Annotated in this window: 27 protein-coding genes; 15 read left to right on the plus strand and 12 right to left on the minus strand. The window is 49.3% G+C overall.

Annotated elements, in window-relative coordinates; all coding sequences use genetic code 11:
* Positions 1-98 precede the first annotated feature (98 nt).
* Both ACR9Y8_RS30040 and ACR9Y8_RS30045 read right to left on the minus strand, forming a co-directional pair.
* Entirely contained in the window at positions 99-485 is a 387-nt protein-coding gene (locus tag ACR9Y8_RS30040) for a winged helix-turn-helix transcriptional regulator (protein WP_481216997.1), read from the minus strand.
* A 48-nt stretch (positions 486-533) separates the two neighbouring features.
* Positions 534-899, minus strand: a complete 366-nt coding sequence (locus ACR9Y8_RS30045) for a winged helix-turn-helix transcriptional regulator (protein WP_481216998.1) — start codon at positions 897-899, stop codon at positions 534-536.
* Positions 900-995: 96 nt separating this feature from the next.
* Here ACR9Y8_RS30045 and ACR9Y8_RS30050 point away from each other — a divergent pair, with 96 nt between their 5' ends.
* A complete protein-coding gene (locus ACR9Y8_RS30050; protein WP_481216999.1) occupies positions 996-1,748 on the plus strand; it encodes an SDR family NAD(P)-dependent oxidoreductase in 753 nt (250 codons plus the stop codon).
* Here ACR9Y8_RS30050 and ACR9Y8_RS30055 read toward each other — a convergent pair.
* The gene (locus tag ACR9Y8_RS30055; protein WP_481217000.1) at positions 1,696-2,592 is read right to left on the minus strand and encodes a helix-turn-helix domain-containing protein; all 897 of its coding nucleotides are present in this window, start codon (positions 2,590-2,592) and stop codon (positions 1,696-1,698) included. The genes ACR9Y8_RS30050 and ACR9Y8_RS30055 overlap by 53 nt on opposite strands.
* Positions 2,593-2,722: 130 nt before the next feature.
* On the opposite strand from ACR9Y8_RS30055, the gene ACR9Y8_RS30060 reads away from it, so the two are divergent.
* A complete protein-coding gene (locus ACR9Y8_RS30060) occupies positions 2,723-4,714 on the plus strand; it encodes a glycoside hydrolase family 127 protein (protein WP_481217001.1) in 1,992 nt (663 codons plus the stop codon).
* 26 nt (positions 4,715-4,740) lie between these two features.
* Here ACR9Y8_RS30060 and ACR9Y8_RS30065 read toward each other — a convergent pair whose 3' ends face one another.
* Positions 4,741-6,219 carry an FAD-binding oxidoreductase gene (locus tag ACR9Y8_RS30065; protein ID WP_481217002.1) on the minus strand — a complete coding sequence of 493 codons (1,479 nt, stop codon included), beginning with the start codon at positions 6,217-6,219 and terminating at the stop codon, positions 4,741-4,743.
* Positions 6,220-6,273: 54 nt separating this feature from the next.
* On the opposite strand from ACR9Y8_RS30065, the gene ACR9Y8_RS30070 reads away from it, so the two are divergent.
* From ACR9Y8_RS30070 to ACR9Y8_RS30080, 3 genes are all read left to right on the plus strand, one after another.
* Positions 6,274-6,855 carry a hypothetical protein gene (locus ACR9Y8_RS30070; protein WP_481217003.1) on the plus strand — a complete coding sequence of 194 codons (582 nt, stop codon included), beginning with the start codon at positions 6,274-6,276 and terminating at the stop codon, positions 6,853-6,855.
* Between the two features lie 80 nt (positions 6,856-6,935).
* Positions 6,936-7,412, plus strand: coding sequence for a hypothetical protein (locus ACR9Y8_RS30075; protein WP_481217004.1), 477 nt, complete (start codon positions 6,936-6,938; stop codon positions 7,410-7,412).
* A gap of 45 nt (positions 7,413-7,457) precedes the next feature.
* Positions 7,458-7,736: a hypothetical protein gene (locus ACR9Y8_RS30080; RefSeq protein ID WP_029465164.1), complete on the plus strand. Its 279-nt coding sequence runs from the start codon at positions 7,458-7,460 to the stop codon at positions 7,734-7,736.
* A gap of 52 nt (positions 7,737-7,788) precedes the next feature.
* Here the strand turns inward: ACR9Y8_RS30080 and ACR9Y8_RS30085 are convergent, their stop codons facing one another.
* Complete coding sequence (locus tag ACR9Y8_RS30085) at positions 7,789-8,058, minus strand: hypothetical protein (protein WP_481217005.1); 270 nt, start codon at positions 8,056-8,058, stop codon at positions 7,789-7,791.
* A gap of 44 nt (positions 8,059-8,102) precedes the next feature.
* Here ACR9Y8_RS30085 and ACR9Y8_RS30090 point away from each other — a divergent pair, with 44 nt between their 5' ends.
* The 3 genes from ACR9Y8_RS30090 (at position 8,103) to ACR9Y8_RS30100 (ending at position 8,956) form a co-directional block, all read left to right on the plus strand.
* Positions 8,103-8,261, plus strand: coding sequence for a hypothetical protein (locus tag ACR9Y8_RS30090; RefSeq protein WP_481217006.1), 159 nt, complete (start codon positions 8,103-8,105; stop codon positions 8,259-8,261).
* Between the two features lie 32 nt (positions 8,262-8,293).
* Entirely contained in the window at positions 8,294-8,473 is a 180-nt protein-coding gene (locus tag ACR9Y8_RS30095; protein WP_481217007.1) for a class I lanthipeptide, read from the plus strand.
* A 156-nt stretch (positions 8,474-8,629) separates the two neighbouring features.
* Positions 8,630-8,956, plus strand: a complete 327-nt coding sequence (locus ACR9Y8_RS30100; RefSeq protein WP_481217008.1) for a hypothetical protein — start codon at positions 8,630-8,632, stop codon at positions 8,954-8,956.
* A 67-nt stretch (positions 8,957-9,023) separates the two neighbouring features.
* Here the strand turns inward: ACR9Y8_RS30100 and ACR9Y8_RS30105 are convergent, their stop codons facing one another.
* On the minus strand, positions 9,024-9,965 hold the full coding sequence (locus tag ACR9Y8_RS30105) for a hypothetical protein (RefSeq protein WP_481217009.1): 942 nt from the start codon (positions 9,963-9,965) through the stop codon (positions 9,024-9,026).
* A gap of 58 nt (positions 9,966-10,023) precedes the next feature.
* The gene (locus ACR9Y8_RS30110) at positions 10,024-10,410 is read right to left on the minus strand and encodes a VOC family protein (protein WP_481217010.1); all 387 of its coding nucleotides are present in this window, start codon (positions 10,408-10,410) and stop codon (positions 10,024-10,026) included.
* A 165-nt stretch (positions 10,411-10,575) separates the two neighbouring features.
* Here ACR9Y8_RS30110 and ACR9Y8_RS30115 point away from each other — a divergent pair, with 165 nt between their 5' ends.
* A complete protein-coding gene (locus tag ACR9Y8_RS30115) occupies positions 10,576-11,673 on the plus strand; it encodes an alpha/beta fold hydrolase (protein ID WP_481217011.1) in 1,098 nt (365 codons plus the stop codon).
* Between the two features lie 23 nt (positions 11,674-11,696).
* Here ACR9Y8_RS30115 and ACR9Y8_RS30120 read toward each other — a convergent pair whose 3' ends face one another.
* Both ACR9Y8_RS30120 and ACR9Y8_RS30125 read right to left on the minus strand, forming a co-directional pair.
* Positions 11,697-12,170: a hypothetical protein gene (locus tag ACR9Y8_RS30120; protein WP_481217012.1), complete on the minus strand. Its 474-nt coding sequence runs from the start codon at positions 12,168-12,170 to the stop codon at positions 11,697-11,699.
* 71 nt (positions 12,171-12,241) lie between these two features.
* Positions 12,242-13,306 carry a carboxymuconolactone decarboxylase family protein gene (locus tag ACR9Y8_RS30125; RefSeq protein ID WP_481217013.1) on the minus strand — a complete coding sequence of 355 codons (1,065 nt, stop codon included), beginning with the start codon at positions 13,304-13,306 and terminating at the stop codon, positions 12,242-12,244.
* Positions 13,307-13,511: 205 nt separating this feature from the next.
* Here ACR9Y8_RS30125 and ACR9Y8_RS30130 point away from each other — a divergent pair, with 205 nt between their 5' ends.
* Positions 13,512-14,987 carry a hypothetical protein gene (locus ACR9Y8_RS30130; protein WP_481217014.1) on the plus strand — a complete coding sequence of 492 codons (1,476 nt, stop codon included), beginning with the start codon at positions 13,512-13,514 and terminating at the stop codon, positions 14,985-14,987.
* A 24-nt stretch (positions 14,988-15,011) separates the two neighbouring features.
* On the opposite strand, the gene ACR9Y8_RS30135 is transcribed toward ACR9Y8_RS30130, so the two are convergent.
* The 3 genes from ACR9Y8_RS30135 to ACR9Y8_RS30145 all read right to left on the minus strand — a co-directional run bounded on the left by ACR9Y8_RS30135 (position 15,012) and on the right by ACR9Y8_RS30145 (position 21,051).
* Positions 15,012-17,429 carry an ABC transporter permease gene (locus ACR9Y8_RS30135; protein WP_481217015.1) on the minus strand — a complete coding sequence of 806 codons (2,418 nt, stop codon included), beginning with the start codon at positions 17,427-17,429 and terminating at the stop codon, positions 15,012-15,014.
* Between the two features lie 51 nt (positions 17,430-17,480).
* The gene (locus ACR9Y8_RS30140) at positions 17,481-19,865 is read right to left on the minus strand and encodes a spermidine synthase family protein (protein WP_481217016.1); all 2,385 of its coding nucleotides are present in this window, start codon (positions 19,863-19,865) and stop codon (positions 17,481-17,483) included.
* A 109-nt stretch (positions 19,866-19,974) separates the two neighbouring features.
* Positions 19,975-21,051: a sulfatase-like hydrolase/transferase gene (locus tag ACR9Y8_RS30145; protein ID WP_481217017.1), complete on the minus strand. Its 1,077-nt coding sequence runs from the start codon at positions 21,049-21,051 to the stop codon at positions 19,975-19,977.
* A 144-nt stretch (positions 21,052-21,195) separates the two neighbouring features.
* On the opposite strand from ACR9Y8_RS30145, the gene ACR9Y8_RS30150 reads away from it, so the two are divergent.
* The 5 genes from ACR9Y8_RS30150 to ACR9Y8_RS30170 all read left to right on the plus strand — a co-directional run bounded on the left by ACR9Y8_RS30150 (position 21,196) and on the right by ACR9Y8_RS30170 (position 25,491).
* The gene (locus ACR9Y8_RS30150; protein WP_481217018.1) at positions 21,196-21,402 is read left to right on the plus strand and encodes a DUF433 domain-containing protein; all 207 of its coding nucleotides are present in this window, start codon (positions 21,196-21,198) and stop codon (positions 21,400-21,402) included.
* A 122-nt stretch (positions 21,403-21,524) separates the two neighbouring features.
* Complete coding sequence (locus tag ACR9Y8_RS30155) at positions 21,525-22,328, plus strand: hypothetical protein (RefSeq protein ID WP_481217019.1); 804 nt, start codon at positions 21,525-21,527, stop codon at positions 22,326-22,328.
* 89 nt (positions 22,329-22,417) lie between these two features.
* The gene (locus tag ACR9Y8_RS30160; RefSeq protein WP_481217020.1) at positions 22,418-24,232 is read left to right on the plus strand and encodes a fumarate reductase/succinate dehydrogenase flavoprotein subunit; all 1,815 of its coding nucleotides are present in this window, start codon (positions 22,418-22,420) and stop codon (positions 24,230-24,232) included.
* Positions 24,232-24,993: a succinate dehydrogenase/fumarate reductase iron-sulfur subunit gene (locus ACR9Y8_RS30165; RefSeq protein ID WP_481217021.1), complete on the plus strand. Its 762-nt coding sequence runs from the start codon at positions 24,232-24,234 to the stop codon at positions 24,991-24,993. The genes ACR9Y8_RS30160 and ACR9Y8_RS30165 overlap by 1 nt, the downstream gene beginning before the upstream one ends.
* A gap of 3 nt (positions 24,994-24,996) precedes the next feature.
* Entirely contained in the window at positions 24,997-25,491 is a 495-nt protein-coding gene (locus tag ACR9Y8_RS30170; RefSeq protein WP_481217022.1) for a hypothetical protein, read from the plus strand.

Below are 25,491 nucleotides of genomic sequence, written 5' to 3' on the forward strand. Positions count from 1 at the left end.
GCAACCGAAACCGGCCTAACCCAACCTAATCCAACCCTCCAAGGGTTCCAAACCCTTGGAGGGTTAAGGAAGTTGAGGGGTAAGCGTACGTTATTCTTCTAAACCGTTTCCCGGCGATAAGCGCAGGAATCTGCCTTATATTCAGGATGGTTGCCCTGGATATATTCCTTGTTCTCCGTTCCCCATTTTTCCAGTACATCTACTACCGGCAACACACTTTCGCCTACTTCGGTGAACCGGTATTCCACCCGGGCAGGAATTTCGGCATATACTTCTTTGTAGATGATCCCGTAATCTTCCAGCTCTTTCAGGTGCAGGTTGATGATCCGCGGGCTCACTTCATGCATTTCCTTGTGGATGGCGCTGGGGCGTTGGATCCCACGCCGGATACAATCAATGATCCAGGCCTTCCATTTACCACCGATCACTTTGATCGCTACAGCCAGGCCGCAGTCCAGCAGTTCCGGGATTTTTCTTGCGTACATAGGAAAGATTTGCGGCAAATGTAAAAAGAATGCCCGGGAAGGATGACATTAGGGGAGGGGGAAAATTTTTTCCCTATGCTTTCCTCCCCATTCGCTCAATTGTGTTAAGATAGGCCCCAGCTCCAATGCTGTTTCTGTCAGCTCATATTCCACCCTTGGCGGCACTTCTGCATATACCGTTCTTTTAACCAGACCATCCTGCTCCAGTGCTTTTAGCTGCAGGGTCAGCATCCGGTCAGACATATAGGAGAATTCCTTTTTTAGCTCGCCGAAGCGGAGTTTCTTATGCTTCAGCTTATCCAGTATGAGCAGTTTCCATCTGCCGCCGAGCATGTAAACCGCATAGGTGAGATCACAGTCAATGATGCATTGTTCGTTACGTGTATAGGTCGAATTTTTCTTCCTGGCCGCCATTACTTACAAATTTGTATGTACCACACAATTAATTGTACTGTCATAAAATTAGGGGCCGCTGCCTAGTTTTGCAAAGAAATTTTCAAAACCGGATTTATGGATCTGTACTTAAAAGGAAAAACTGCTGTAGTAACAGGCGCCAGCCAGGGCATTGGCCGCGCTATTGTAAAGGAACTGGCCAATGAAGGCGTACGGGTTTTTGCTACTGCCAGGAATGAAGCATTACTGAATAGTTTAAAAGAAGAAGTGATTGCCGCCGGCGGCGCGGAACCTGTTACCTTTGTCCAGGATTTTGTGGCGCCTGAAGGGCCGCAGCAGATCGCCACTGCGGCATTGAACAAGCTTGGACAGGTAGATATACTCATTAATAACGCAGGGCGTAGTTGTCCGCTCGATGTAGTGGGGCCCGAAGATGCGTGGGCAAACTCCATGGCACTGGATTTTGATCGTCCGCGGCAGCTTACGCAAGCTTTACTGCCGCATTTTATGGAACGCAGGCAGGGCGTAATCCTGAACCTGGTCAGCAATTATGAGCTCCGCTCGGTGAATGTATCAGCAGTGGCTAAGGCGGCGATCGTAAGCTGGTCTAAACAGCTGGCCGGACAACTGGGCCAGTACGGTATCCGGGTGAATAGCCTGCAGCCGGGATTGATCGATACAGAGAACATCCGCCGTTTCTTCAATGCCGAAGAACGTAAGCAATTTGCTGCACAGGAGATTCCCCTGGGAGATTTCGGTGAGCCGGAAGATATGGCCAATATGGCCGTATTCCTGGTATCACCGCGCGCCCGTTATATTACCGGTTCCGTTGCAGTTGTGGATGGTGGACTGCGGCATCATCCGTTCTGATAAAGGCCTTCTGGTATTCTACCGGCGTCTTTTGCATCATGGACTTGAATTTGCGGTTGAAGTAAGAGATGTTGTTAAAGCCGGACTCAATACTTACCTGGTTCACGCCCATGGTATGCTGCTGCAAAAGCTTGCACGCATGACCGATGCGTACTTCTGCCAGGAATTCTGAAAACGTTTTGCGGGTATATTTCTTAAAGTACCTGCAAAACGCTTCCGGCGAAAGGCAGGCTACGGAAGCGATCTGGTGTAAGGTGATCTCTTCCCGGAAATTCTTCAGGATATAATCCAGCACTTTCCCCATACGCTCGGATTCTACATAGTCCAGCTGCGTGCTGAAGCCCCGGCTGGACAATAAACTATACTCAGCAGACCTGGACAAGGTATGCAACACAGACAACAGCTGAATGATCATGGCTGCTTCATCCAGCTGCAGCAGTGATTGTATCAAAGCCCCAGCTTCTTTTAATGTATTGCCGCTAAAGGTACAACCCCGTGCAGACTGGTCCAGCATGGCCCTGATCTGCTTGAAAGGCGCTTTGTCAAAAAAGCCCCTACCCAGGAAATCTTCGCTGAACTGTATCACGATCTGGTGAATATCCCGCTTGCCCGCCAGGTGTTTGTTGCTGTAAGTATGGGGCAGATTAGGCCCGAAAAGACAAAGATCCCCCGAAGAAAACTCCGAAATATTATCTCCTGCAAAGCGTTTGCCCGATCCGCTCAGGATCAGTATCAGCTCGTATTCCGGGTGGTAATGCAGGGGGAACTCGTTCACGGTGAAGCGTTCCTCCTTCACCACCAGGATGTTGGGATCATGAATAATATTTTCCCTGTACAATTTCATGCGCGCATATTGAATGGGTAATATAATACATTCGTCAATCCGGTACAATGTCAGGTTAATTTAGTGCTAGGGGAGGCCAGCTATTAGCTGCAATTTTGCATTAAGTTTTTTATACATAAAGTCTTTAAGAATGCGTGTACGCAAGTCCTTTGTGTTGCCGGCTGTCATGTGCCAGGCGATGCTTTTTTTGTTCCAGGTATCCTTTTCGCAAGATGTCCGTATACAGGATCCCTTCTGGTCCCCGAAGTACAAGACCTGGGCCACTAAAACGGTGTACGATGTCTTCGATAAGTTTGAAGGCAAATATGAACCAGACAGGAAAGATCTCATCGAAGAAAAGCAAAAGCTGGGCAGAACAAGAGATGCCTTCTTAAACTTTGACCGGGTAGCCAGGGGAGATAAGAACACTAAACAGTTTGATGGCCCACCCTGGTACGACGGGCTGGTATATGAAACTATCAGCGGTGCGGCTGATCTGCTTAAACAATACCCGGATGCGCGATTGGAGCAACGGATAGACGGTTATATAGAAAGGATAGCTGCTGCACAAGCCGTTGATCCGGATGGATACATCAATACCTACACCACCTTAAATCGTCCTGGTCAACGCTGGGGCACTAATGGCGGAGATGACAAATGGCAACATGATGTATATAACGCCGGTATGCTGGTAGAAGCAGCTGTACATTATTACCAGGCCACTGGTAAAACACGTTTGCTGGAAGTAGCGGTGAAACTCAGTAATTATATGTGCGCGCAAATGGGGCCGGCGCCTAAAATGAACATTGTGCCGGGTCACGGCGGACCAGAAGAGGCCTTGCTGAAATTATACTGGTTGTTTAAGCAGGAGCCTGCACTGAAGCAAAAGATGAGCGCTCCGGTACAGGAGGATCAATACTATAGCATCGTCCAATTCTGGATCGAGCACCGCGGCAATTATGGTGAACCCGATGGCAGTCATGCGCGTAAAAGTGATGGCGCCTATAACCAGGATCATATGCCTGTGCTGCAGCAGCAAACGATAGAAGGACATGCTGTAAGGGCAACGCTGCTGGCGACAGGCGTAACAGCTATGGCGCTGGAGAATAAGAACCCTGCCTATATCAACACCGCCATCCATTACTGGAACAATATGACCGGCAAGCGGATGTTCATCACCGGGGGAGAAGGCGCTATTGCAGACCAGGAGAAGTTTGGGCCTGACTATTTTTTACCAGAATCGGCTTACCTGGAAACATGCGCAGCAGTAGGGTCAGCATTTTTCAGCCAGCGAATGAACCAGCTGTTGGGGGATGGGAAGTATATGGATGAATTTGAGCGGGTGATCTATAATAACCTCCTTTCAGGTGTATCGCTCTCAGGCGATCATTACTTTTATGAGAACCCGCTGATCGCAACAGATCATCAGCGTTGGAGCTGGCATAGCTGTCCCTGTTGCCCGCCCATGTTCCTGAAGCTGGTATCGGCACTACCGGAATATATTTACTCAAAAGACAGTGCTGGCATTTTTGTCAACCTCTTTATTGGCAGCGAGTATAAGGATGGACAGCTAAAATTAAAACAGGTAACACAGTATCCCTGGAAAGGGGAATCGCAGATCCGGGTAGATCCTGTGAAAGAACGTGATCTAACGATCAGGGTGCGTGTTCCCGGATGGGCGCAAAGTAAGGAGAACCATATGGATCTCTACTATTCAAAGGTAAAGCAGCCGGTTACCATCCGGGTGAACGGAAAGCAGATGGCGGTGGCGCCGGAGCAGGGGTATGTAGCGATTAAGCGCCGCTGGAAGAAGGGCGATAAGATAGAGATCAGTTTGCCTATGCAGCCCAGGCTGGTGTTCCCGAATGACGCTGTGCAAACGATCAAAGGCAAGGCTGCCATTGCCTCCGGACCGGTGATCTACGGGCTGGAAGGTGTTGACAATGCCGACCTGGATAATATATCCATCAGTAAAAACGCCGCGCTGCAATTAAGCTTTAAGCCGGCATTGCTAGGCGGCATTAATGTTGTTACAGGGAAATCATTTACCGCAATTCCTTTCTTTATGTTAGGGAATAGGGGAACGGTTTCTCCTTATAAAGTCTGGCTGCCATTGGAAGAACGTTTGGGTAATACGAAGTGAGTATCCGCCCATTGCTGCCATAGCGATCAGGCCTGTACAGACAAGGCATGATAGAAAATATTTAAGGGGTCCCATTTGTCTTTCACATTTTGTAAGCGTGGATAGTTCTCTTTGTAATAAAGGGTATACCAGGGAATACCTGATTGGTTCCATTCGGGAGAGGCGAGGTCGGTATCCGGGTGATTGATCATACAGCCATCTGTCTGTTCATTGGGAACAGGCACACCACCAGAGTTGGGGAAGAGATCTTTGTAAAAATTACGTACCCAGTCCAGGCTGGGTGCGGCGCCTTCGGGGGCGGTCCAGCCGGTATTGCAGGCAACGTCCATGATACAATCCCGTTGTGAAGATGCGGTAGCATCCGGTGCAATGGTATTTACTTTACCGCCGTAGGTGGCCATGCCCAGGCCGCCACGTATCGGCGCCTGCGCACTTAGATATTTATAGGCGGTTGTGATCTGCTTTTCATTCAAGGGCTGGCGGAAGAAAGCATCCTTCACTTTTGCATTGATATTATCGAAACCGGGTTGAAATAATTCGGGAAAAGGATTGAGGGCAAAACGCAGCCAGGGAGTTTCCTCGATCTGTTTTGTAAAATTCACACCGATAGGCTCCGCGATGGCAGCCAGGTGCTCATCTATCAGCCGGGCGGCATTTGCTCCCGTAGCCAGGCCTTTTACCTCCAGCTTGCCGACGTTCTGGTGATTCAGAAATAGCGTGCTGAATAGCTGCCGGTGCGGATCATCAGCATCACTGTGCTGTTGGCACCAGGCACCGAAATTTTGTGCCAGGCGGGAGAATGCACTTTCATCAAAGTCTTTCCAGTCCCACGCTATGCGGAAGGTGGTAATAGTTGCCGGCGCTTTGGGCAATGCGGTGAAAGGGTCAGCTCCATTGGTACCTGGAGACCGCAGCCAGTAGCGGGTTACGATGCCAAAGTTGCCGCCACCGCCACCGGTGTGCGCCCACCAGAGCTCCCGGTTAGGATCATTAGCTTCCCGGGTAGCGATCACGCTGTGAGCTTTGCCGGATGCATCTACGGTCACCAGCTCTACGCCGTAGAGATAGTCGGCCGCGAGGCCATATTCCCGGCAAAGGAAACCGAAAGCGCCGCCCAGCACATGTCCGCCCATCCCTATACCGGGATGCTCCCCGGCGGGTAATACCACGCCCCAGCCCAGGAACAGTCTGCGATAGGTTTCGCCTACGGTAGCGCCGGCCCCTACTGCAAAGGCTGCTTTTTCAGCGTCATAGTAGACGTTGGCCATCAACGATACGTCGATCAGTACCTGTACGGTTGGGTCTGTCACAAAGCCTTCCAGGCAATGCCCGCCGCTGCGTACTACCGGGCGGCGTTTAGTGTCTACCGCTTCCTGTACGGCTGCTACTACTTCCTGCGTGGAGGTGGGCAGTAGGATATATTCGGGTTTTCCTGAAAAGCGCTTGTTAAATCGTTTGCTGGCGAGATCGGAATAGCGTATGTCGTTGGGGGTGATCTTTTCCATGCATACAAAATAAAAAAAAATCCTTAAGTTAAGCCCTGATTTAAAAACTAAACTATGTTATTAAGGCTCGTACGCTGCCTCTTTTTAATGATCATCATCAGTTCGCCGGTACTGGCGCAATCATCTGCCAACAATATCGCCTTTAAAAGCAGCCAGGGTCATATGGTGTCGGTATATAACGGCTCTATCATCGTAAACAGCAGGCGCAGTTACCAGCTGGCTACAGACAATGTGGTGTATAAAAGCAGGCGTAACAAAATTATCGAAGACAAAGGGAATGTTTTCTTATTCCTGGAGGTGACGGATGGTGCGAAGAAGAACAAGTTCTATATATTCAGCATCCATAATTCTATTGCAGATTCATTGTTTACCGCGATCGCTTCAGATGTGAAAGACCTTGACCAGGATGGCTTTATGGAATTCGGCGGCAGCGAGGCATCCGCGCCTTATCCAGCGGCAGATTCTATGTATTATGTTCCTTCCAGGTTTTACGAGATCAAAAACGGACAGATCACTTTTGACGGCGCATACACTGAGAAAGTGGATCTGAAGGTGAATAAAACATATATTCCTGATCCCCTTGACAAGAACGGTAACTGCTGTGTTGTAGTGCCGAGAAGGCCTAAAGCGAAATAGTGGGATGAATGTTAATAAATTTTCCTGGATCAGCCGGTCAGGCTGTTGAAAAACTTTCAAAATAGCATTATATTCAGGTGATGAAACCTACAATTTTACCTGTCACACTGGTTTTAGGTCTATTATTCTCCTGCGCGCAAGCGCCAAAAGAGCAAACAGAAGAGCAAGCGCCTGCCGCTGCCTTACCACTTAGCGGTACCTGGCGCCTGATCTCCGGGGCTACGATCACCAAAGGGGATACTGCCGTTACGGATTACACCAAGGGCATGAGCATGATCAAGATCATTAATGGATCCCATTTCGCTTTTTTGAAACACAGGGAGGACGCTCCGAAAGACTCTTCCAACCAGTTTGATGGAGGAGGCGGCAGTTACACACTGGAGGGCAATACTTATACAGAGCACCTTGATTATTATGGCGATAGGAACTGGGAGGGCAAAACATTCACTTTCACGGTAAGCATCAGCAACGACACACTCACACAAAAAGGTATAGAAAAAGTCGAGGGCGCAGGCGTTGATCACGAGATCATTGAACGGTATGTCAGGTTAAAATAAGGGACACAATTACCGAACATACTCACCATTTTTAATTCAACCTATATGAAATCTAAACAGCAGCTAGCTAAAAAACTGATCACCAAACACGTTGAACTGGCAGACCTTACTTCCAACCTGCAGATGACAGGCGTAAGCATCTATCTGCTGGATAGTCTTAATCTGTTCGATATGGCGCTGGATCTCATTGAGTTCCCTGCCGAAGGCCGGGATGAACTGAGAGAAGAGGCCGCTTGTCTGAGAATGCAGGATGTTGACGCTTTTATAGAGCGCTTGTATATAGAAGCGGGCACCTCACATCTCCTTTTTGATCCTGTCCAATAATTGCGGCGGCGTCGCTTCCACGATAAACGTCTTCAATCCAGGGGTTTTCGTTTCACTGCTTTTCAGCCAATCGCGGATCGGCATGCTGACAGCTGCGTTCCGGGTTGATCCACAGGTTTCCCGTCTCTTTGGTAAATGTGGCGGCGATCCATTTTTTGTCATGCGATAAGGTGGCGATCAAGGGATGATCGGCCTTTATCGACTTATAATATCTTGTAATACCGTCTTCTTTTTCTTTTACCCGTTTAGGAAACTTGACAAATTGGAACAGAAATCCCCGCTTTACAGGGTTGTTATGCCCTGAATTTGTCAGTACCTTCACCTATAGACTGTAGCATTTTTCAACCCTTCAATCAATAGCACATTATGAAGAAACAAACCGCAAAGAAACTTCGTTTGAACAAGATCAAAATTTCTGTGCTCAGCAATGGCGGCACACAGCAGAAGTGGGAGAACGCACCTACTTTCGGCTTTAAATGCCCGCCGCCGATCAGCAAGCCCGGACAGCCCGGTTGCCTGATCTGAGCCTGTTCATCTGGTTTTCTAAATCTAGGTTTATGAAAAAAAAGATCCAGGCACAAAAGCTTGTGCTGAACAAGATCAGGATTGCCCGTTTGACAGACAAACAGCAGGAAAACGTAGTGGGCGGGAAAAGGATCTCCGACCCGCTGACAGAGAATCCCTGTGATCCTTCTCCGAGCATTTTCTATTGCACCCGCAGGAGTTTTTGTTGCTGATACGAACGGTGCAGGAAGGCATCAGGCCCAAAATAAGCTTGTAATGGCTTGTTTTGGGCCTGTTGGTTTTAGGCATTTCAGTGTTGCAACAACAACATTTCAATAACATTTCCCGATGGTAAAAAGCTTGACCTTTAGGACCTAAAACCTCAAAAAATGAGAACATTGCTAAAGGTAACAATGGAAGTAACGGCCGCCAACAACGCCATCAGGAACGGCTCCATGCGTCACATCATGAAAGCTACCATGGAAAAGCTCAACCCCGAAGCCAGCTATTTTACTGCTATTGACGGCTGCAGAACCTGTATTATGGTCTTTGACCTCAAAGACGCCTCCATGATGCCTTCTATTGCAGAGCCCTTCTTCCTGGAGCTGAATGCCAAGGTCGAAATGTTTCCGTGCATGAATGCGGACGACCTGAGAGAAGGCCTGGAATTATGGGAAAGGGCGGCGCAGGAAGAACATATGGAAGCGCATGTATAATGGCTGACACGGAGGCAGGACGCCGGGCGAGGCCTTCAGATCAGGCGGTCTGAAGGCCTTGTTGATGCTAGTGCAGGCGCCCTTCATTTAATTTGAGCAACAAGCTCAAACCGATGCCTGCAATCATGCATCTTTCTTTCTTGTTATTCAAGAGCTGCTGTGTCCAATCTACCATGCCGCCATCTGCTATCTCAATAGGCTCTCCGGATGTGCGGATATAGATCTTATATTGAAATCCTTTGTAGTAATTGTTTCCAGGTTGCTGTTCATCTACATTGATCTTTGAAGGGAAAAGGGCCTGCAGATGCTTGGTTAAGGAGTGGACCAGCTCATCTCCATTAGGATAGCCGCCGCGGGGGCGGATCACGCAGTAGCTGTCACTAATACCGCCTACCAGTTCCAGTATACGGAAGATGTGTTGCAGATTCGCTGCTGCGTTGTTCAGCTCAAAGGAGAAATGGCCGGTATCGGTGCCGCCGGTTACCATGCAGGCTATTTTGAAATGGGGCGTATAGCCTTTGCCGGGAGGCAGCTGCATGGTTCTGATGTGGCGATGGATGGTGCAGAAGCGTAACAAGTCGTTTGTATGGCCGTCTTGTTTCAGCGCGGCGATGTGTAGCGCCAGGGCATTTGTGGCATCGGCGACTACTTCGCAATGGCGAAGGGCGGTGATGATCTTGTGCTGACTAACAGTGCCGACGGCAGAGCAGCTGGCAAATTGGGCAACGGGGGAGAGTTCCAATGGAGTGTATTCATGCGTTTTTAAGTACTGCAGGACGATTAGTTCTTTCTCTAATGAATTTATCATATCTGCGCCTGACGGCTGTACGTAGATATTCTCTTTGTGATGCCGGAGCAAAGCGGATGGATTGATGTCTTGTGATTTACGCTGGTATACTTCGAGCAGCAGCGAGGAGAGCTCGGCGCTGGTGATTTGAGAGCTGAGAATCTCCGGCAGATTGGAGATGCCGGTTTTTTTGAAGAGTTTATCAGAGATGAAATTGCTCATTCCTCCAATTATTTAGGTTTATGAGCAAAAGGTACATAATAATGTTGCAATAGTGATACTACATCTGAAACACATTGAACCTGTGTCCATCAGGATCAGCAAACACGAACCCATAATAACCTTTTCCAAACTCTTCCGGCTTGGAAACTATTGTTCCTCCGGCTTTCTGCACCTCTTTTTCCCAATTATCCACCTCTTCCTTCGTATCGGCAGAAAGGGTGAAAATAATTTCATTCCCTGTTTTTGTATCAACTATTTGCCCTTTCATGCCGGGCTCAAGGACATCTTTCAAGAAGAAATGGATGATAAAGTCTTTCTCGCCAAAGAAAAAGCTGGTCAATTGCTCCGACTCCCCGTTTTGTTTAAACCCGAGTTGTTTATAGAATTTAGTGGTCCGTGCTAAATCCTGGACGCCGAAATTGGCCCAGATCTTTTTGGTGTTCATACGCTGTAGGTTTTGTGGTTAATAACTTAGTTTCAAAGATAGCCCATAAGCTGATCAAACGGGGTGGCTATTTGTGAAATATTCAGGGGCTATTTCTGCCATTCTCACTTGCATTTGTGCCATATAAGTCGTATTCTCGTTGATCCATTCCGAAACACTGATCTAATGCTCAACAAAATCATCCTGCTGCTCTACCTGGCAATAGCGCCAATTACACTTTTTGCACAAAACGACAGTACAAGGGCCGGTCTTTCCAAAGGAAGAAGCATCATTGCCGACCTGGATAAGATCGTAAATCCTGATGGCATCCAGGAAACCTACCAGGTGAAGATCGGAGGTATTCAGCAGTGGGTATATGTGCGCGGTCAAAGTAAAGACAACCCGGTGATCCTGTTTGTGCATGGCGGTCCGGCTTCTCCCATATCGCCCGTAATGTGGATGTTCCAGCGGCCTATCGAAGAATATTTTACGGTGGTGAACTACGATCAGCGTGGGGCCGGCAGGACTTTCCTGGCTACTCCTCCCGATTCAATAGCTAATACGATTAAGATAGATACTTATGTAGATGATGCGATAGAGCTGGCGGCTTATATCAGGCAGCGTTACCATGCCACAAAGCTTATTTTGATGGGCCATAGCTGGGGAACAATCATTGGAATGAAAGCAGCGTTAAAACGTCCTGATCTGTTCTATGCGTATATCGGTGTTGGGCAGGTGATCAATACCCGGGTGAATGAGCAGGTGAGCTTTGAGTATGCAATGTCGCAGGCGGAGAAATTTAAGAATGATACCGCATTGGCGGAGTTAAAGGCGATTGCCCCTTATCCGGGTAATCAGCCGATTACCCGTGAGCGAATCATCACTGCCAGGAAATGGGCGCAGTATTATGGTGGCTTAACGGCTTACAGAAACGAATCCATGTATTTCTTTAATGGACCATTACTATCGCCAGCATATGAGCGGAAAGATGTGGCGGCAATAGATGACGGGAACGTGTTCACTTTATGGCGGGTATTGCCGGAATTTCTGGAGGTGGATATGAAGCCGGTGAAGCGATTTCCTATTCCTGTGTTTATGTTTATGGGCAGACATGATTATACGACGCCTTCGGAGCCAACGGCTGCATGGTTAAAGACGGTCAGCGCGCCGGTAAAGAAAGGCGTGTGGTTTGAACATTCTTCGCACATGATACCTTGGGAAGAGCCGGGGAAGATGCTGGTGGAATTGAGGGAATGCTTAAGGCCCATAGTTAGCGGGAAATAGCAGCGGCGCGATCCATTTTGTTATTACTTATTAATTTTTTTAAACAATTTTGCGGGGCCAACGTAATTTGGATACTCCACAACACCAATTGTGAAAAGCTGATCTGCATACAATAATTTGAATGTACCAGTTTCATCCTCTTCATCAATTATGTCGGCCATGGTCCGATCAAAGGTGATCGTTCCATAACTCAGGCGGAGATCTAAGCCAAAATATTTCGAACTCGCATTCTGCCCTTTTTTAAAAGACCAGCCTTTAAGTTCCTCTTCTAACTCCGGCATGGTCCACCTTACGTTTTGAAAATAATTAAATATAGCTGTCACACTGTCCTGAGTAAAAGCACATTTAATAATTTCATCCAGATTTTGGCCCGGCTTTGCATCATAGGGTATTAACAAAATATCTTGTGGTATGCTATTACTATCAGGGTAAATAATCACACCGGTGATGGAGTGAATTTTCAAGCCCCGTGCTTTGGCGTATTCCAAGTAATCCATCAACATTAGTTATTGAAATTGAAATTATTTTGGCAGTGCTATCAAAAGAGATCAGCGGCAAATACTAAAAACTATTTCAGTTTTTCAAATATCTGTATCATACTTTCTTTGTCCAGGCTTTCCATTTCTACCAGCTTCAATGATTTCACCATTCCAAGTGTAGCGCTTTTGTAATGCTGGAAATGCGGTGTAGTTAAATGCGACTGATAAGCTGCTTTGCTGGCATAAATTTCCACTATTCTTACCTGGTTGGGGCTTTCCCGCTGGTACATCGGGAAAATAGCAATTACTTCTGGCTCCTTTTCAACAGATGCAGCCGCTTCTTCCCGCAGGATGGCATTGTATGCTTTCAGCTGTTCAGGTACAATTTCTATTTCTGCGATACGCACCATCATGTCCGGTTGCATAACCGGTACAGGCGCTTGTTCAAGCAATTTCCTCAGTACATTGGCCTGTATAGCCCCGATATGTTGACCGATCAGTTCAGCAACCTGTACCAGCTGGGCTGCTGAAAGACCAGTGTTTCTTCCTATTGCGAGGTGTGATTGCAGTTGAGGCGCCACTCCACTCATTGCTGACAAAGCAGCAATAGTTGTCAGTTCCCTTTGCTGGTAGTCAAGTACATCACTTGCAAAGACATCTCCAAACAAATGTTCTTTTAGAAACGCATCGATGCGTGGTGCAAATTCTCCAAATCCAGGTGCAGGTTTCGGTTGTGGGGTTTTGGTCAGCTCTTCCAATACTTTTCTGCCCTGTTCATATTTGTCTTTTATATCAGAAACGATGATCTCTTTTCCGGCCGCATCCTGGATACCGCTGGCTTTTCGTTCATCAAGCACTGCCCTGAAGCTGTTGATAGCATTTAGGCTTCTGGGAAAGCCGCAATACGCATACAACTGCACCAGTATTTCTTTGATCTCATTAACAGCCAGCCCCGCATCGAGGCCTGCATGCAATTGCTTTTTCAAACTGTCCAGGTCACCAGTCGCAGTCAGTGCAGCAATGACCACGATACTTTGCTGACGGGCGTTTAACGGCTGATGTGTTATAGTATTTTGCTGAGCATTCATTTTGAGCATATTTAACGTGAGCATAAAAAGAAGTACCGGTTGCAGCAATGTATTTTTGCTCATCATAGGCTAAAGTTTATTGTTGTACTGCAAAGTACGCAAGTCTGGTGGATTCAATTTATACGGATTACTGGTTTTCCTACCAGTTTTACCGTTATGATGTTTGAATGGCTTGCTATAAGACATGCCGGCTTTCAACGCTGTGCAAAAAAATGGCGGCGAAATAGCAGACAAAATAGTATATTAGGTGTACATCACACCTCAAAATACAATGCCCAGACACGCCGCTAAAAAGCAGGAAGACAAGCGCCAGCCTCGCGTCAATGCAAACCCTGCCCTCCAACGCAAGGGAAAATCCGCATCCCTGCCTGCTCATCATCTTACCGCGCAATCCTACCAGGAGATCGCCAATAACAGCCCTCGCGTAAAGCAGCTAAAAGCATATCAGGCCATCGCTGATCACAATAAAACCACAGGATTGTCCGCTGCCCGTGGAGTGGTTCAATTACACCTGGCAGACGATCTCAATAGCAAAAAAGTGAACGTAGCAATTGCAGGTGAAACGCATGGTGAGATACCGGATGACGCAGAACAAGGGGCATGGGGACAGGCAGGTATCACGGTGCATTACGAAGCAGACTCCATCCCGCTCAATGATGGCAGTGGCAAGGAGACGACCCCGGATCCACTTAAGTTACGGCTGGCATTTGGATATACCGCGCTCAATGAATATATCAGTCCTTACCTGGCATCCAGTTTCAAACCCGGCAAAAGCACTGATGTATCAGGCGCTAAAGATGCCGCCTGGGTATTAAAATATTTATTGCCGGTATTGATCAACGACCTGCGTAGGGCGCCGGAAAGCCAGGCAAGTAAGGTGGGGCCGATGATCGAAGTGCTCAAAGAACTTCGCACAATACTAAGAGGTAACAAATTGACGGCAGTAGTGGGTGACGAGCTGGAAAGACGTGTGCTGGTGTCAAAAGTGAAAAGGGATCTCGAGCTGATAGGCGAATTTATCGGCAACGTGCATAGTAAATCAACGTTTAGCGCTGTTGAGTTTAAGAGCGTTCCGCTCCGGATTGCCCGCAGTCAGCAAATGCTTGAGCGGATCAACAACGCGTCTGGATCACTGGACAATACCATCTATAAAGTTGGCAACAACCACGTGAAAGACATGGAGCAGGCAAAATGGCCATCCGCTCCCAAAGTGGCTGTGCTGGAGCGGACAAAATATTTAAGCGAGTATCAAACCCTTGGCAGCAGGGGAGCGTCGGTGGCTCCGCCTGTCTCCCTTCCCAAATCAGGAGCCGTTCCGGTAAGCCTTCCGGTGCAGTCGCCTGTTAAACCTCCGGTTTCGGTCCCCAAATCAAACCTTGTTCCCGTGAGCGTTCCGGTGCCATCACCGGCCAAACCTCCCGTAACTTCGGTACCAAAGCCAAAGGCCAAGCCTAAGTCAAAGGCTCCTCAACCCCAGGCGCCGGTGAAAACTGCGGCCGACCTGAAAGTGGAACAATTGCAAACCATTCTAAACAGGGCGCCAGAAAAAGCAAGAGACGCGAAAGGATACCATGAAATAGCAGCGCAACTGGCACATTATAGAATGAGATTGAGCTCAGAAGACATCATTAGCAACGTTAAGCAGATCATCGATGAGCGTAACGAGCGCTGGGCCCTTACAAAATTCTTGGTCCGCTCAAAAGAAACACAAGACCTGTATGATGAGTTGTCTGCAGCCATCGGCTAGCTGCTAAGCGTACCGCCCTCTTATTTACTCGGATCTCAATGATTGCACAGGATTCATCAGCGCAGCTTTTACCGATTGAAAAGATACTGTCAGCAACGCAACGCCCGTCGCTATAAAGCCAGCTAATATAAACATCCACCATTCAACGTTAATGTGGTAAGCAAAATTCTCCAGCCACCGCTGCATCATATACCAGGCCAGGGGGGAGGCGATCAGCACAGCAATCCCTACGAGGCGAAGGAAATCTTTTGACAGCAAGGCCAGGATACTGCTTACGCTGGCGCCCAAAACTTTCCTGACGCCTATTTCTTTGGTGCGTTGTTCCGCCATGAAAGCAGAAAGCCCTAAAAGACCCAGGCAAGCCACAATGATGGCCAGCACTGCAAAGCTGGTGAATATGCTGCCTGTTTGCTCTACATCCGTATACATACGGGCAAAGCGTTGATCGAGGAAAGTATACCGGATAGGTTGATGGGGCGCAAAGTCTTTCCATACCGAGCTGACAGACTGCAGCAGCTGGCGCATATCAGCAGCACTCACTTTAACTGATACAATAGAAGGGCTGTTCCCTATTGCCATACAAAGCGGCCTGATATTGTCCCTGAAAGATTCGAAATGAAAATCTTCTATCACACCGATAATGGTCCGTGTACGGTCTCCATTGGCAATACGCTTACCGATCGGGTCTCCCGGCCCCAGTAGCTTTGCCATGGTCTGGTTGATGATCACGGCCTGCGAGTCGGTAGCCAGGTTGATATTAAAGTCCCTCCCCGCCACGATATGCATACCCATTGTCTTAACGTAATCATGGTCCACCTCCCAGAGCTGTCCTGAGATGCGTTCTGCTTCCTGAGATTTTCCTTCCTCTGTGAAAAGGTTATCGTTCCTTTTGGTACCACTAACTGGCAGGTAATCGCTGACAGCCACACTTTTCACCCCCGGCAACTGCAACAGCGAGCGCTTAAAGGCAAGCATCCGGTCTCCAACCGTATTGGCGCCCTGGATCAGCAATACCTGTTCTTTGTCAAACCCTACTTTTTTGTCGAGAATGTATCTCATCTGGCGGTAGATGACGAATGTACCCACGATCAGCGCGATAGACACGGTAAACTGGAATACCACGAGTACACTACGCATGTTGGATCTGCTGCCCCGGCTGATCGTTCCTTTCAACGCATGGATGGGTTGAAAGGAAGAAAGATATATGGAAGGGTACAAGCCTGCCAGCAAGCCGATAATTGCGGCGGAGAGCATCAGCAGCGGAGCCAGCCACCAGCTGGTCCAGGGAATGCTCAATGCCTTGCCTGACAAGGTATTGAAATAGGGCAGCAGCAGCCAGGCGAGCAGGATACCCAGGGCAAAAGAAAGTAAGCTGAATAAGAGAGATTCGCTGAGGAATTGTTTGATCAAGCTGCTTCGGTCAGAGCCGATGGTTTTCCTGAGCCCTACTTCCTTGGCCCTGGTGGCAGATCTGGCGGTTGACAGGTTGATAAAGTTGATACAGGCAATGAGCAGGATAAAACCTGCAATCACTCCAAAAAGCCATACCGTGTGGATATCGCTGCGGCTTTGTCCATCCTCGATTCCCTGGGATCTCAGGTGAATATCTTTTAATGACTGGAATTCCAGGCTCACCTTATTGATGATTGCGATGAGCCCCTTATCTCCCGTGGCCTGGGCGCTTTTGAGCAGGTACCTGTCCTTAACGGTGGATAATTTTTTCTGGAATTTTGCTGCATCCGTTCCGGGACGAAGCAGGAAGTAGGTGTGATAGTTAGTGGCCAGCCAGTAGGTTTGTTCACCCGGCCAGAACTGAACTCCTTTCAATGTGAGCATGAAATCACACTGAAGATGGGAGGTTTCGGGGAAATCAGCTATCACGCCGCCTATTTCATAAGGCTTTGCTATATTATCATTTAAAATGAGCGTTTTACCAACCGGGTTTTCGTTGGGGAAGTATTTATCTGCTTTACGTTTAGTGATAACGATAGTATTGGGCTTGCTAAGCGCATGTGCAGGATCCCCGTAAATAAATGGGACCTTGAGTATGTTCAGCAGTTCCTGGTCGGCAAAGATGACGCCTTCTTCGTAGGTATTTTGTTCTTTATCGGAACGCCTTACCTCGCTGCTTCCTGCACCAAAGAGCTCGCCGTCTAAATAGCGGCCGGCTTCTTCCACTTCGGGGAAATCTCTTTTCATCGCATCAGCCAGCGGGGGAGGAAGATAAGTGGTTCTGGCGTTTGGTATATGCCAGTCTATCACTACCCTGTATATACGCTCTGCACGGGGATATTGACGGTCGTAGCTAAGTTCCTGCCTGATGTATAAGGCAATCAGCAAACAGGCGGCAATACCCAAAGCAAATCCACCGATCTTGATAGAAGCATACATTTTTTGCTTGGATAAATTCCGCCAGGCGATCTTGAAATAGCTGCTTAACATATGAAGCTTTTTTTTTGCTAACGCCCAAGAATGTTGCCATCCTGCAAAGGCTTATCTATGGCCACGGTGCAGGTTTCTGCCTACGCCCCTTTGTCCGGATCTGGACGATGATTGTCCGGATGCGGACAGCAGCGGTAAGATCACCAAAGCATAGGCAACGCCGGCCAGCATCATCACCCAGCTAAAGCCCAGCTCTACAGCGATGATGCTGGCCAGTCCCGTGCTGACTACAGATAAGCAGCCGTTTACGCCCCAGGCCCAGGGTACTGCAGCCGCTTCTGTTTTTGCTACATAGGACAAGCCCGCGGGGAAAGGAATGCCCATGAGGAAAGCCAGGGGGGCTACGAGGACCAGCACAATGAAAACTTTAAAGGGCAAGGCCAGTTGCATGGTGTTTTGTAGCACTGGGGTTAAGACAACGGCATAACATAGCAGGAATGCCGCGATGCATCCGATTACTGCCATCAGCCGTTTTTTCATCTGCATAAAATAAGGAGAAAAATAACTACCGATCCCGGAGAAGATAAGCAGGGAGGTGATCGCGGCAGCAGCGGCATATACAGGCCTACCAATGTATAGTATACAGTGCTGGACCAGTACTATTTCCACAAACATGTATCCAATGCCTATTCCGCTGAAATAAACCAGGATCCCCGGAAGGCTGGCGCTTTTCCATCCTTTTCTGAAAAGCGGCAATATGATGAGCATGCATGAGAGGACGCTGACCTGCACAAAAGCGGCTACTGTCAGCAGATAGCCCCCTTCAGAAGAAGGCAGGGAATGTTTGCCCGAAAAGCCGGCTAAGCGTGGCAGCCGGGACAGTTTGACAAACTGGGAGAAATAAGGCTGGTTGTCGGTAGCTGGCCGGATATTAAAATCGTATTCACCATAGAAGCTGTTTCTATCTGGCGATAATATGCGGTCGAGGTAGTGAAAGAAGAGCGTGTCTTGAGGCTGGTTATACTGCGTGTATGCTGTTGCCTGCAGGTCGGGCAGGATGACAGGATCAAACTGCATGTCTTTACAGAACTGTCGCACGCGGGCGATCTCTTTTTCTGCTAAGGATGAACGTGTAACCGTAAAAGTGATCGTGCTTCGGCTGCTGACAGCGGCGATATGTTGCCGAGGGTCTTCTATGCCCGCAGCATAGAGCATATCGGAGATGGTAGCCAGCAGCTTCAGCGGATTGCGAAGCGGCTCGTCTATCCAGGCACTTACGCTGATAGCGCCGTCGTGGTGCAGCCTGATCCACATTTCAAGGAATGCTTCCCGGGTAAGCACAAGCTGCTCCTGTAGGGCATAAAGGCCGCCTGATCCGTTAAAGGAGCCAACGATCGGCAGTGTGATCAGGTCATACTCTTCGTTGCCTGTTGAAAGGAATGTACGGGGTTCCAATGCATGGGTAGTGATGCCGGCGCCCCATTCCTTTTGTAACATCGCCAGCATGGCGGCATTGGGCTCTACTGCGGTGATCTGCTCCACGCTTTTGCTGCGGGCCTGTTGTACACCAACACCTGCACCGGCATGCAGTACCAATACCTGCTTGCGTTGGTTGATAACATAAGGTAGTGCGAACGTCGTGTAGTTGAGGATGAAAGCAGTAGCTGGTTTGAGAACCACACTGAACCAGTCGCCGTTTACAAAAGCAGCTTGCTGTACGCTACCGGTGGAGGTAGCGCTCCCGCTTACACCGGGTGCGTAGCGCAAGCCTGGTGAGCTAAGCGTTTGAATGAACCCATAGGGGCTGTTCTTTTCCTGCGAGATCTTTGTTCCTGGTAAGAGAAGTGTTTTGCTAAGGTCTTTATATGGGGATAAGACCAGGGCGGAAGGATACATCCATTTCAGGCCAATGATGGCAAGTGCTGCCAGCGCTATGATAAAGCGCCGGGGTAAGATCATCCAGGCGGCCAGCACGGGTAGTATAGCCGTGACCGTAGTAAGCTGCTGCGGGCTTAATCTGCTTGCCGCTGCCAGGGCCAGTATACCGCCGATGCCTGATCCTATGAGATTGGCAAAATAGATTTTATTGATTTGATCTGCATGAGCAACGAACAGGAGGCCGATAGCCAGTGCGGCCAGGAAAAAAGGAATAAAGAACAGCAGGTAGGTCAGCAGGAGGAGAGCGGCTGGCTTCACATTTGTGAAGAGCAGGTAAGCGTCAAAGCGGCTGACCGGCACTTGTGCAGCCGTTGTTACCAGGGCCATGCTGATGGCTGCGCCTATCATCAGCCAATATAGCCAGGTCGATAAATTTGCCAGCAGTTTTTTACGGAAGAAGGCTAATACGGTTCCGGCGCTTCCGAAGCCCAGCAGGGCTATAGAGATCACCATGTAAGCGAAATGGTGCCCTTGTACAATAGAAAGCAGCTGCATCAATGCCGGCTGAAAGGCTGTGATGGCGGCAGAAACCAGGCCAATTGACCAAAGCACCCTCATTATACTACCATTTTACAGACGTATTTCCTGGTAAAAGGGACAAACGAAACAGGTGGTAAGCGGTTAGCGGCGGCCTTGCGGTCCTGGTAAAGATACGAACTAGTTTACCCTATTTAACAATTGTACTGACAGGTTCTCCCACGGGGTGGTTAGCGGTAAAACGGAATCCCAGCAGTTTGGCGGCGGTCTGAGCGAACTGGTCCTGGTAGATCTCGCTTTCCGCCTTCATTTCGCCGTTGGAGGGCAGGCCGGGGCCAATGATCGCCAGCCAGGTTTCATTGGCATGGGGCACATTGCTGCCGTGGTCTGTCCATTGTGGTCCGAGGCCCCGACCATGATCCGGGTATACCATGATGGTGGTCTGGTTTTTATAGAAAGGGTCTTTTTGGAGCATTTCCCAGAGGTTCCCGATCATGGCATCCAGGTAGTGGCCGGCGTCCAGGTAGGAGTCATATTGGCCGGCATGCGCGAAATCATCCGGATCGGAGAAGTCGATATGGATCACTTTAGGATGGCTGGCCTGGATATAGGCCTTGGTCATGGCGTAGGTGTGAACATCGAAGCGGACGCCTTTACCAAAGTATTCGGGCAGGAAGTTCTGGATCTCATTAGCCAGTTCCTGCGCGCTGGTGAGTTTATCGCCGGTAACCTTTTCTCCGGGGATATTTACCAGCATGCCGTTGCGGTTACGGTTCAGTATCCTTGACAACGCATCCCAGGAAGCGAAGGTAACTACCTGCTTTTGATAGCCAGGCTGTTTGTCGATAAACTCCATCACGTTTTCATTGGGATTATCGGGATATTCGTTGGAGTTGACAGCCGGATCGTAATAACCGCAGAGGGTTTCACTGCGGCCAGGATAGGAGAACCAGTATTTATTGCGAACGTTTACTTTGTTACCGAGATCGCGGTTGCCGTATAACTGGCCTTTTTGAGCGACGGTTTTCCAGAAGAAAGGCATCAGCTTTTCACGGCGTTCCTGTTGGGTGGCTGCCCAGTATTTATTGACGAAAGCAGCGGAATCCTGGACGTGGTATTTGCCATTGAAAAGGATGGCGGAATCAGCGCCATGGAAGACCTCCTGCCAGCGGTAGCCGTCGATGGAGATGAGGATGATGTTCTTTGTTTTTTGAGCAAAGAGAGTGGCGCTGATCAGCAGTAAGCCGAGAATGAAGGTGCCTTTCATGGGTGTTTATGCAATGTTTAGTATAAATATACAAAGAGGGGAGGGGAAGGTGGAGGTTAAATGATTATTAACGGCAATTATCGATGAGAGATCTAATCATACCTAAAAATTTTTGAAGCTGTAAATTTGCCAAAACAGATGAATATGGAAAACCTGTTGGCTCGTATTACTTTGAACTCTCAAATTAATCACGGTAAACCTTGTATTCGAAATACGCGATATACAGTAGCCTCCATTTTGGAATATCTTTCCGGTGGTGATACCATAGAAGACATCCTGGAAGAATTTAAAGATTTGGAACGTGACGATATATTTGCCTGCCTTGCCTATGCCGCAGCTTCTAACCGATAACCTTCGGCACAAATCATGATTCTTAACCCCTTACAAATTCTTTGTTTCCTAACGTGTTCTACTAATCCCTTTTTCCCTTACCTTCGATACAGCTCTATCCTTAACGGTTAAATGCAGTTTTTATGACTGAAATTAACTTAAGGACCATACCCCCCAAGTTTGGTAATACCCATCGCAGCGACGCCTGGTGGGTAAGCCCCACGTTTGTTGCTATCGCTTTCATCTCATTTATCATCTACGTTACCTGGGCAGCCTTCCAGGGAGAAAACTACTGGTTCGGTCCTTATCTATCGCCCCTTTATTCCCCGGAATTATTCGGCGCTTCCCCGCATAGCTGGTTTGGCGGAAAGCCGGGCTGGTGGCCACATTTATTACCATGGTCTCCCGCACTGCTGATCCTCTGGGCGCCAGGCCTGTTCCGGTTCACCTGTTATTACTATCGTGGGGCATACTATAAAGCCATCTGGGCCGATCCCCCTGCGTGCACCGTAGGCGAGCCGCGTAAAACCTATTGGGGCGAACAGTCTCTTCCCCTCATCCTGCAGAATGTACACCGTTACTTTTTATATCTCGCTTTATGCTTCCTGGTGTTCCTTGCCATGGACGTATGGAATGCTATGTGGTTCACCGATAGCAATACCGGCCAAAAGACCTTCGGTATCGGCGTAGGCACCCTTGTACTGGCTACTAACGTGGTGCTATTGGGTGGATATGCGCTGGGGTGTCATTCCCTCCGCCACCTGGTAGGCGGGTTTATGGACCGCCTTTCGGGCCGCCCGGTACGGCGAAGACTATACCAATGCGCCAGCTGTTTGAACCGCAGGCATAAGGTATGGGCCTGGATGAGTTTATTCTGGGTTGCATTTTCAGATATATACGTACGCCTCTGCGCGATGAACATCTGGACAGATATTAGAATTATCTGAGGTTTGAAGTGTAGCGTTGGAGGTGCTTGTAAATTCCTTAGACTTGCAACCTTCAACGAACTTCAAACCTCAGACCTCAAACTTTACACATGACCCCATACGATACATATGATTATGATGTACTGATCATCGGCGCCGGTGGCGCAGGTCTCCGCGCAGCGATAGAAGCAGCCGCCAACGGCGTTTCTGTTGGCCTGATCTGTAAATCGCTCCTTGGTAAAGCACATACCGTAATGGCAGAAGGAGGCGTAGCCGCCGCACTGGCCAATGTAGATGAGCGCGACAGCTGGAAAGTGCATTTCACCGATACCATGCGGGGAGGCCAGTATCTCAACAACTGGCGCATGGCCGAATTGCACGCCAAAGAAGCGCCAGACCGGGTACGCGAACTGGAAGCCTGGGGCGCATTATTTGACAGAACAAAAGACGGCCGCATCCTGCAAAGGAATTTCGGCGGACATAAATACCCCCGCCTCGCACATGTGGGCGACCGCACCGGGTTGGAAATGATCCGCACCTTGCAGGATCACGGCATCCACAGCGGCATGGAAGTGCACATGGAACATACCATCATCACTTTACTGAAAGAAGGTGAAAGAATAAGCGGCGCCTTTGGCTATGAACGCGAAAAAGGCCGGTTCATTATCTTCCGCGCCAAAGCCATTGTACTGGCTACCGGCGGCATCGGCCGTGCTTATAAGATCACCAGCAACAGCTGGGAATATACCGGGGACGGCCACTCGCTGGCTTATCATGCAGGCGCAGAACTGATGGATATGGAGTTTGTACAGTTCCATCCTACCGGGATGGTATGGCCGCCCAGCGTGCAGGGCATCCTTGTTACCGAAGGCGTGCGCGGCGAAGGCGGCATCCTTTTGAACAACGAAAAGCAGCGCTTTATGTTCCAGGACATCCCGGAGCTGTACCGCAATCAAACGGCAGACAATGAAGAAGAAGGATGGAGATATACACAAGGCGACCGCCAGGCCAGGCGGCCACCCGAACTGCTTACCCGGGATCATGTGGCCCGCTGCATCGTCAGACAGATCAGGGAAGGGAAAGGCAGTCCGCATAATGGCGTTTACCTCGACATCTCCTGGATCAACACCAAGCTGCCCAATGCCGCAGAACATATCCGGAAGAAGCTGCCCAGCATGTACCATCAATTCATCAAACTCGCAGATATCGATATTACGAAAGAGCCCATGGAAGTAGGGCCTACCACCCATTATGTGATGGGCGGCATCCGCGTGGATGCAGATACGCAGATGTCTACCACGGTTCCGGGATTATTTGCCGCAGGCGAATGTGCGGCGGGTCTGCACGGCGCCAACAGGCTGGGTGGGAACTCCCTGTCCGACCTGCTGGTATTTGGCAAACGCGCAGGTGAATACGCCGCGAAATTTGCTAAGGAGCATCCACACGGCAGTATCAGCGAGGCGGCGGTGGAAGCGGCCGCTAAAGCCGCCCTGGCGCCCTTTGATAGAACGAACGGAGAGAACCCCTTCCAGCTGCAGTACGACCTGCAGGAGATGATGCAAAACCTGGCAGGGATTGTGCGGCGGGAAGATGAGCTGCAACAGGCGATGGAAGCACTGAAAAAGCTGCAGGCACGCGCCCGGGAGGTGAAGGTAAGCGGCAACCGAGAGTATAACGGGGGATGGCATACGGCGCTGGATCTGCGCAACCTGCTCACCGTGTCGGAAGCAGTAGCCAGGTCGGCCATAGAAAGGAAGGAAAGCATCGGCGCACATTTCCGGGAAGATTACCCGGCAAAAGACACTACCGGCGCAAAGTATAACCTGGTGGCCACCAAAGGTGCAGACGGGGCCATGCAGATCAGGCGGGAACCGCTTCCGCCCATACGCGCCGACCTGCAACAGATCATTGAAGAAATGAAATAATGAAAAAGGCTACATTCCGTATATGGCGTGGAGATGCCAATGGCGGCAGGCTTGAGCAATACACCATCGATATTGCCGAAGGGATGGTAGTGCTCGACGCCGTGCACCAAATACAGGCGCAGCAGGCCAATGACCTGTCTGTACGCTGGAACTGCAAGGCTGGTAAATGCGGCTCCTGTTCCGCAGAGATCAACGGCACGCCAAAGCTGATGTGCATGACCCGCCTGAGCGATCTGCCGCTGGATAAGCCAGTACTAATAGAACCTATGAAAGCCTTCCCGCTGATACGCGACCTGGTGACAGACGTATCCTGGAATTATCGCGCAAAGAAAATGATCAAGCCCTTCAGGCCCCGCCGGCCGGATGCGGCAGACGGCACCTGGCGGATGGACCAGGTGGATATAGACCGGGTACAGGAGTTTCGCAAATGCATAGAATGCTATCTATGCCAGGATGTATGCCATGTGCTGCGGGAGCATCAGTTGAACAATGTCTTCATCGGCCCCCGCCTGCTGGTATACAGCGCTTCCCTTGAAATGCATCCCCTGGATGTGGAAGACCGCCTCGAAGCCCTCAAAAAAGCGCATGGCATCGGTTACTGTAATATCACCAAATGCTGTAGCACGGTTTGTCCGGAAGAGATCACCATTACAGACAACGCCATCATTCCACTAAAAGAGCGTGTAGCCGACAGGTTTTATGATCCCTTGAAGAGGATATTCCGGTTTCTCCGTTCCAAGACATCATCTTTAAAACATTGAGCCATGTTTCAACTGAAATCAATTTCCAGGGAAAGCATTCCCCTGGCGCTCGAAAAAGCCGAACGCTATCGTTTGCTGCAAGAGCCCTGGATGACCGAAAGCATCTGCCGCGACATACTGGAAATAGATCCTGAGAACAGCAAAGCGATACTGATGCTGTTGCTGGCCATCACGGATCAATTCGATACCTCCCAGCAGGCCGACGTGAGTGAAGCAAACAGGTTGTGCGACCGCCTGCCCGGCGAATATGAGCGGGAATATTATGGAGGAGTGATCAGTGAAAGGAAAGGTAAGGCTATATTATGCAGATCTGCGCCAGATGAATCGCTGGCCTATGAATGGTTCTACGATGCCATGCTGCATTATGAGAAAGCGGAAGCAGTACGCCCCGCCGGTAACGATGACGCCATACTGTGCTGGAACACCTGCGTGCGGCTCATCAACCAGTTTCGTTTGTCGCGAAGGAATGAACCGTATGAAGAAACACAGCTGGAGTAG

The organism is Chitinophaga sp. SVR4-12A (assembly GCF_056754765.1).

Excerpts from the sequence above, each read along its gene's own strand:
- ACR9Y8_RS30090 (WP_481217006.1), top strand. The coding sequence starts at position 8,103 with ATGAAGAAACAAACCGCAAAGAAACTTCGTTTGAACAAGATCAAAATT.
- ACR9Y8_RS30080 (WP_029465164.1), top strand. The coding sequence starts at position 7,458 with ATGAAATCTAAACAGCAGCTAGCTAAAAAACTGATCACCAAACACGTT.
- ACR9Y8_RS30160 (WP_481217020.1), top strand. The coding sequence starts at position 22,418 with ATGACCCCATACGATACATATGATTATGATGTACTGATCATCGGCGCC.
- ACR9Y8_RS30165 (WP_481217021.1), top strand. The coding sequence starts at position 24,232 with ATGAAAAAGGCTACATTCCGTATATGGCGTGGAGATGCCAATGGCGGC.
- ACR9Y8_RS30060 (WP_481217001.1), top strand. The coding sequence starts at position 2,723 with ATGCGTGTACGCAAGTCCTTTGTGTTGCCGGCTGTCATGTGCCAGGCG.
- ACR9Y8_RS30110 (WP_481217010.1), bottom strand. The coding sequence starts at position 10,410 with ATGAACACCAAAAAGATCTGGGCCAATTTCGGCGTCCAGGATTTAGCA.
- ACR9Y8_RS30115 (WP_481217011.1), top strand. The coding sequence starts at position 10,576 with ATGCTCAACAAAATCATCCTGCTGCTCTACCTGGCAATAGCGCCAATT.
- ACR9Y8_RS30070 (WP_481217003.1), top strand. The coding sequence starts at position 6,274 with ATGTTATTAAGGCTCGTACGCTGCCTCTTTTTAATGATCATCATCAGT.
- ACR9Y8_RS30155 (WP_481217019.1), top strand. The coding sequence starts at position 21,525 with ATGACTGAAATTAACTTAAGGACCATACCCCCCAAGTTTGGTAATACC.
- ACR9Y8_RS30140 (WP_481217016.1), bottom strand. The coding sequence starts at position 19,865 with ATGAGGGTGCTTTGGTCAATTGGCCTGGTTTCTGCCGCCATCACAGCC.
- ACR9Y8_RS30135 (WP_481217015.1), bottom strand. The coding sequence starts at position 17,429 with ATGTTAAGCAGCTATTTCAAGATCGCCTGGCGGAATTTATCCAAGCAA.
- ACR9Y8_RS30065 (WP_481217002.1), bottom strand. The coding sequence starts at position 6,219 with ATGGAAAAGATCACCCCCAACGACATACGCTATTCCGATCTCGCCAGC.
- ACR9Y8_RS30170 (WP_481217022.1), top strand. The coding sequence starts at position 24,997 with ATGTTTCAACTGAAATCAATTTCCAGGGAAAGCATTCCCCTGGCGCTC.
- ACR9Y8_RS30120 (WP_481217012.1), bottom strand. The coding sequence starts at position 12,170 with ATGGATTACTTGGAATACGCCAAAGCACGGGGCTTGAAAATTCACTCC.
- ACR9Y8_RS30105 (WP_481217009.1), bottom strand. The coding sequence starts at position 9,965 with ATGAGCAATTTCATCTCTGATAAACTCTTCAAAAAAACCGGCATCTCC.
- ACR9Y8_RS30055 (WP_481217000.1), bottom strand. The coding sequence starts at position 2,592 with ATGAAATTGTACAGGGAAAATATTATTCATGATCCCAACATCCTGGTG.
- ACR9Y8_RS30125 (WP_481217013.1), bottom strand. The coding sequence starts at position 13,306 with ATGATGAGCAAAAATACATTGCTGCAACCGGTACTTCTTTTTATGCTC.
- ACR9Y8_RS30075 (WP_481217004.1), top strand. The coding sequence starts at position 6,936 with ATGAAACCTACAATTTTACCTGTCACACTGGTTTTAGGTCTATTATTC.
- ACR9Y8_RS30150 (WP_481217018.1), top strand. The coding sequence starts at position 21,196 with ATGGAAAACCTGTTGGCTCGTATTACTTTGAACTCTCAAATTAATCAC.
- ACR9Y8_RS30045 (WP_481216998.1), bottom strand. The coding sequence starts at position 899 with ATGGCGGCCAGGAAGAAAAATTCGACCTATACACGTAACGAACAATGC.
- ACR9Y8_RS30095 (WP_481217007.1), top strand. The coding sequence starts at position 8,294 with ATGAAAAAAAAGATCCAGGCACAAAAGCTTGTGCTGAACAAGATCAGG.
- ACR9Y8_RS30100 (WP_481217008.1), top strand. The coding sequence starts at position 8,630 with ATGAGAACATTGCTAAAGGTAACAATGGAAGTAACGGCCGCCAACAAC.
- ACR9Y8_RS30130 (WP_481217014.1), top strand. The coding sequence starts at position 13,512 with ATGCCCAGACACGCCGCTAAAAAGCAGGAAGACAAGCGCCAGCCTCGC.
- ACR9Y8_RS30040 (WP_481216997.1), bottom strand. The coding sequence starts at position 485 with ATGTACGCAAGAAAAATCCCGGAACTGCTGGACTGCGGCCTGGCTGTA.
- ACR9Y8_RS30050 (WP_481216999.1), top strand. The coding sequence starts at position 996 with ATGGATCTGTACTTAAAAGGAAAAACTGCTGTAGTAACAGGCGCCAGC.
- ACR9Y8_RS30145 (WP_481217017.1), bottom strand. The coding sequence starts at position 21,051 with ATGAAAGGCACCTTCATTCTCGGCTTACTGCTGATCAGCGCCACTCTC.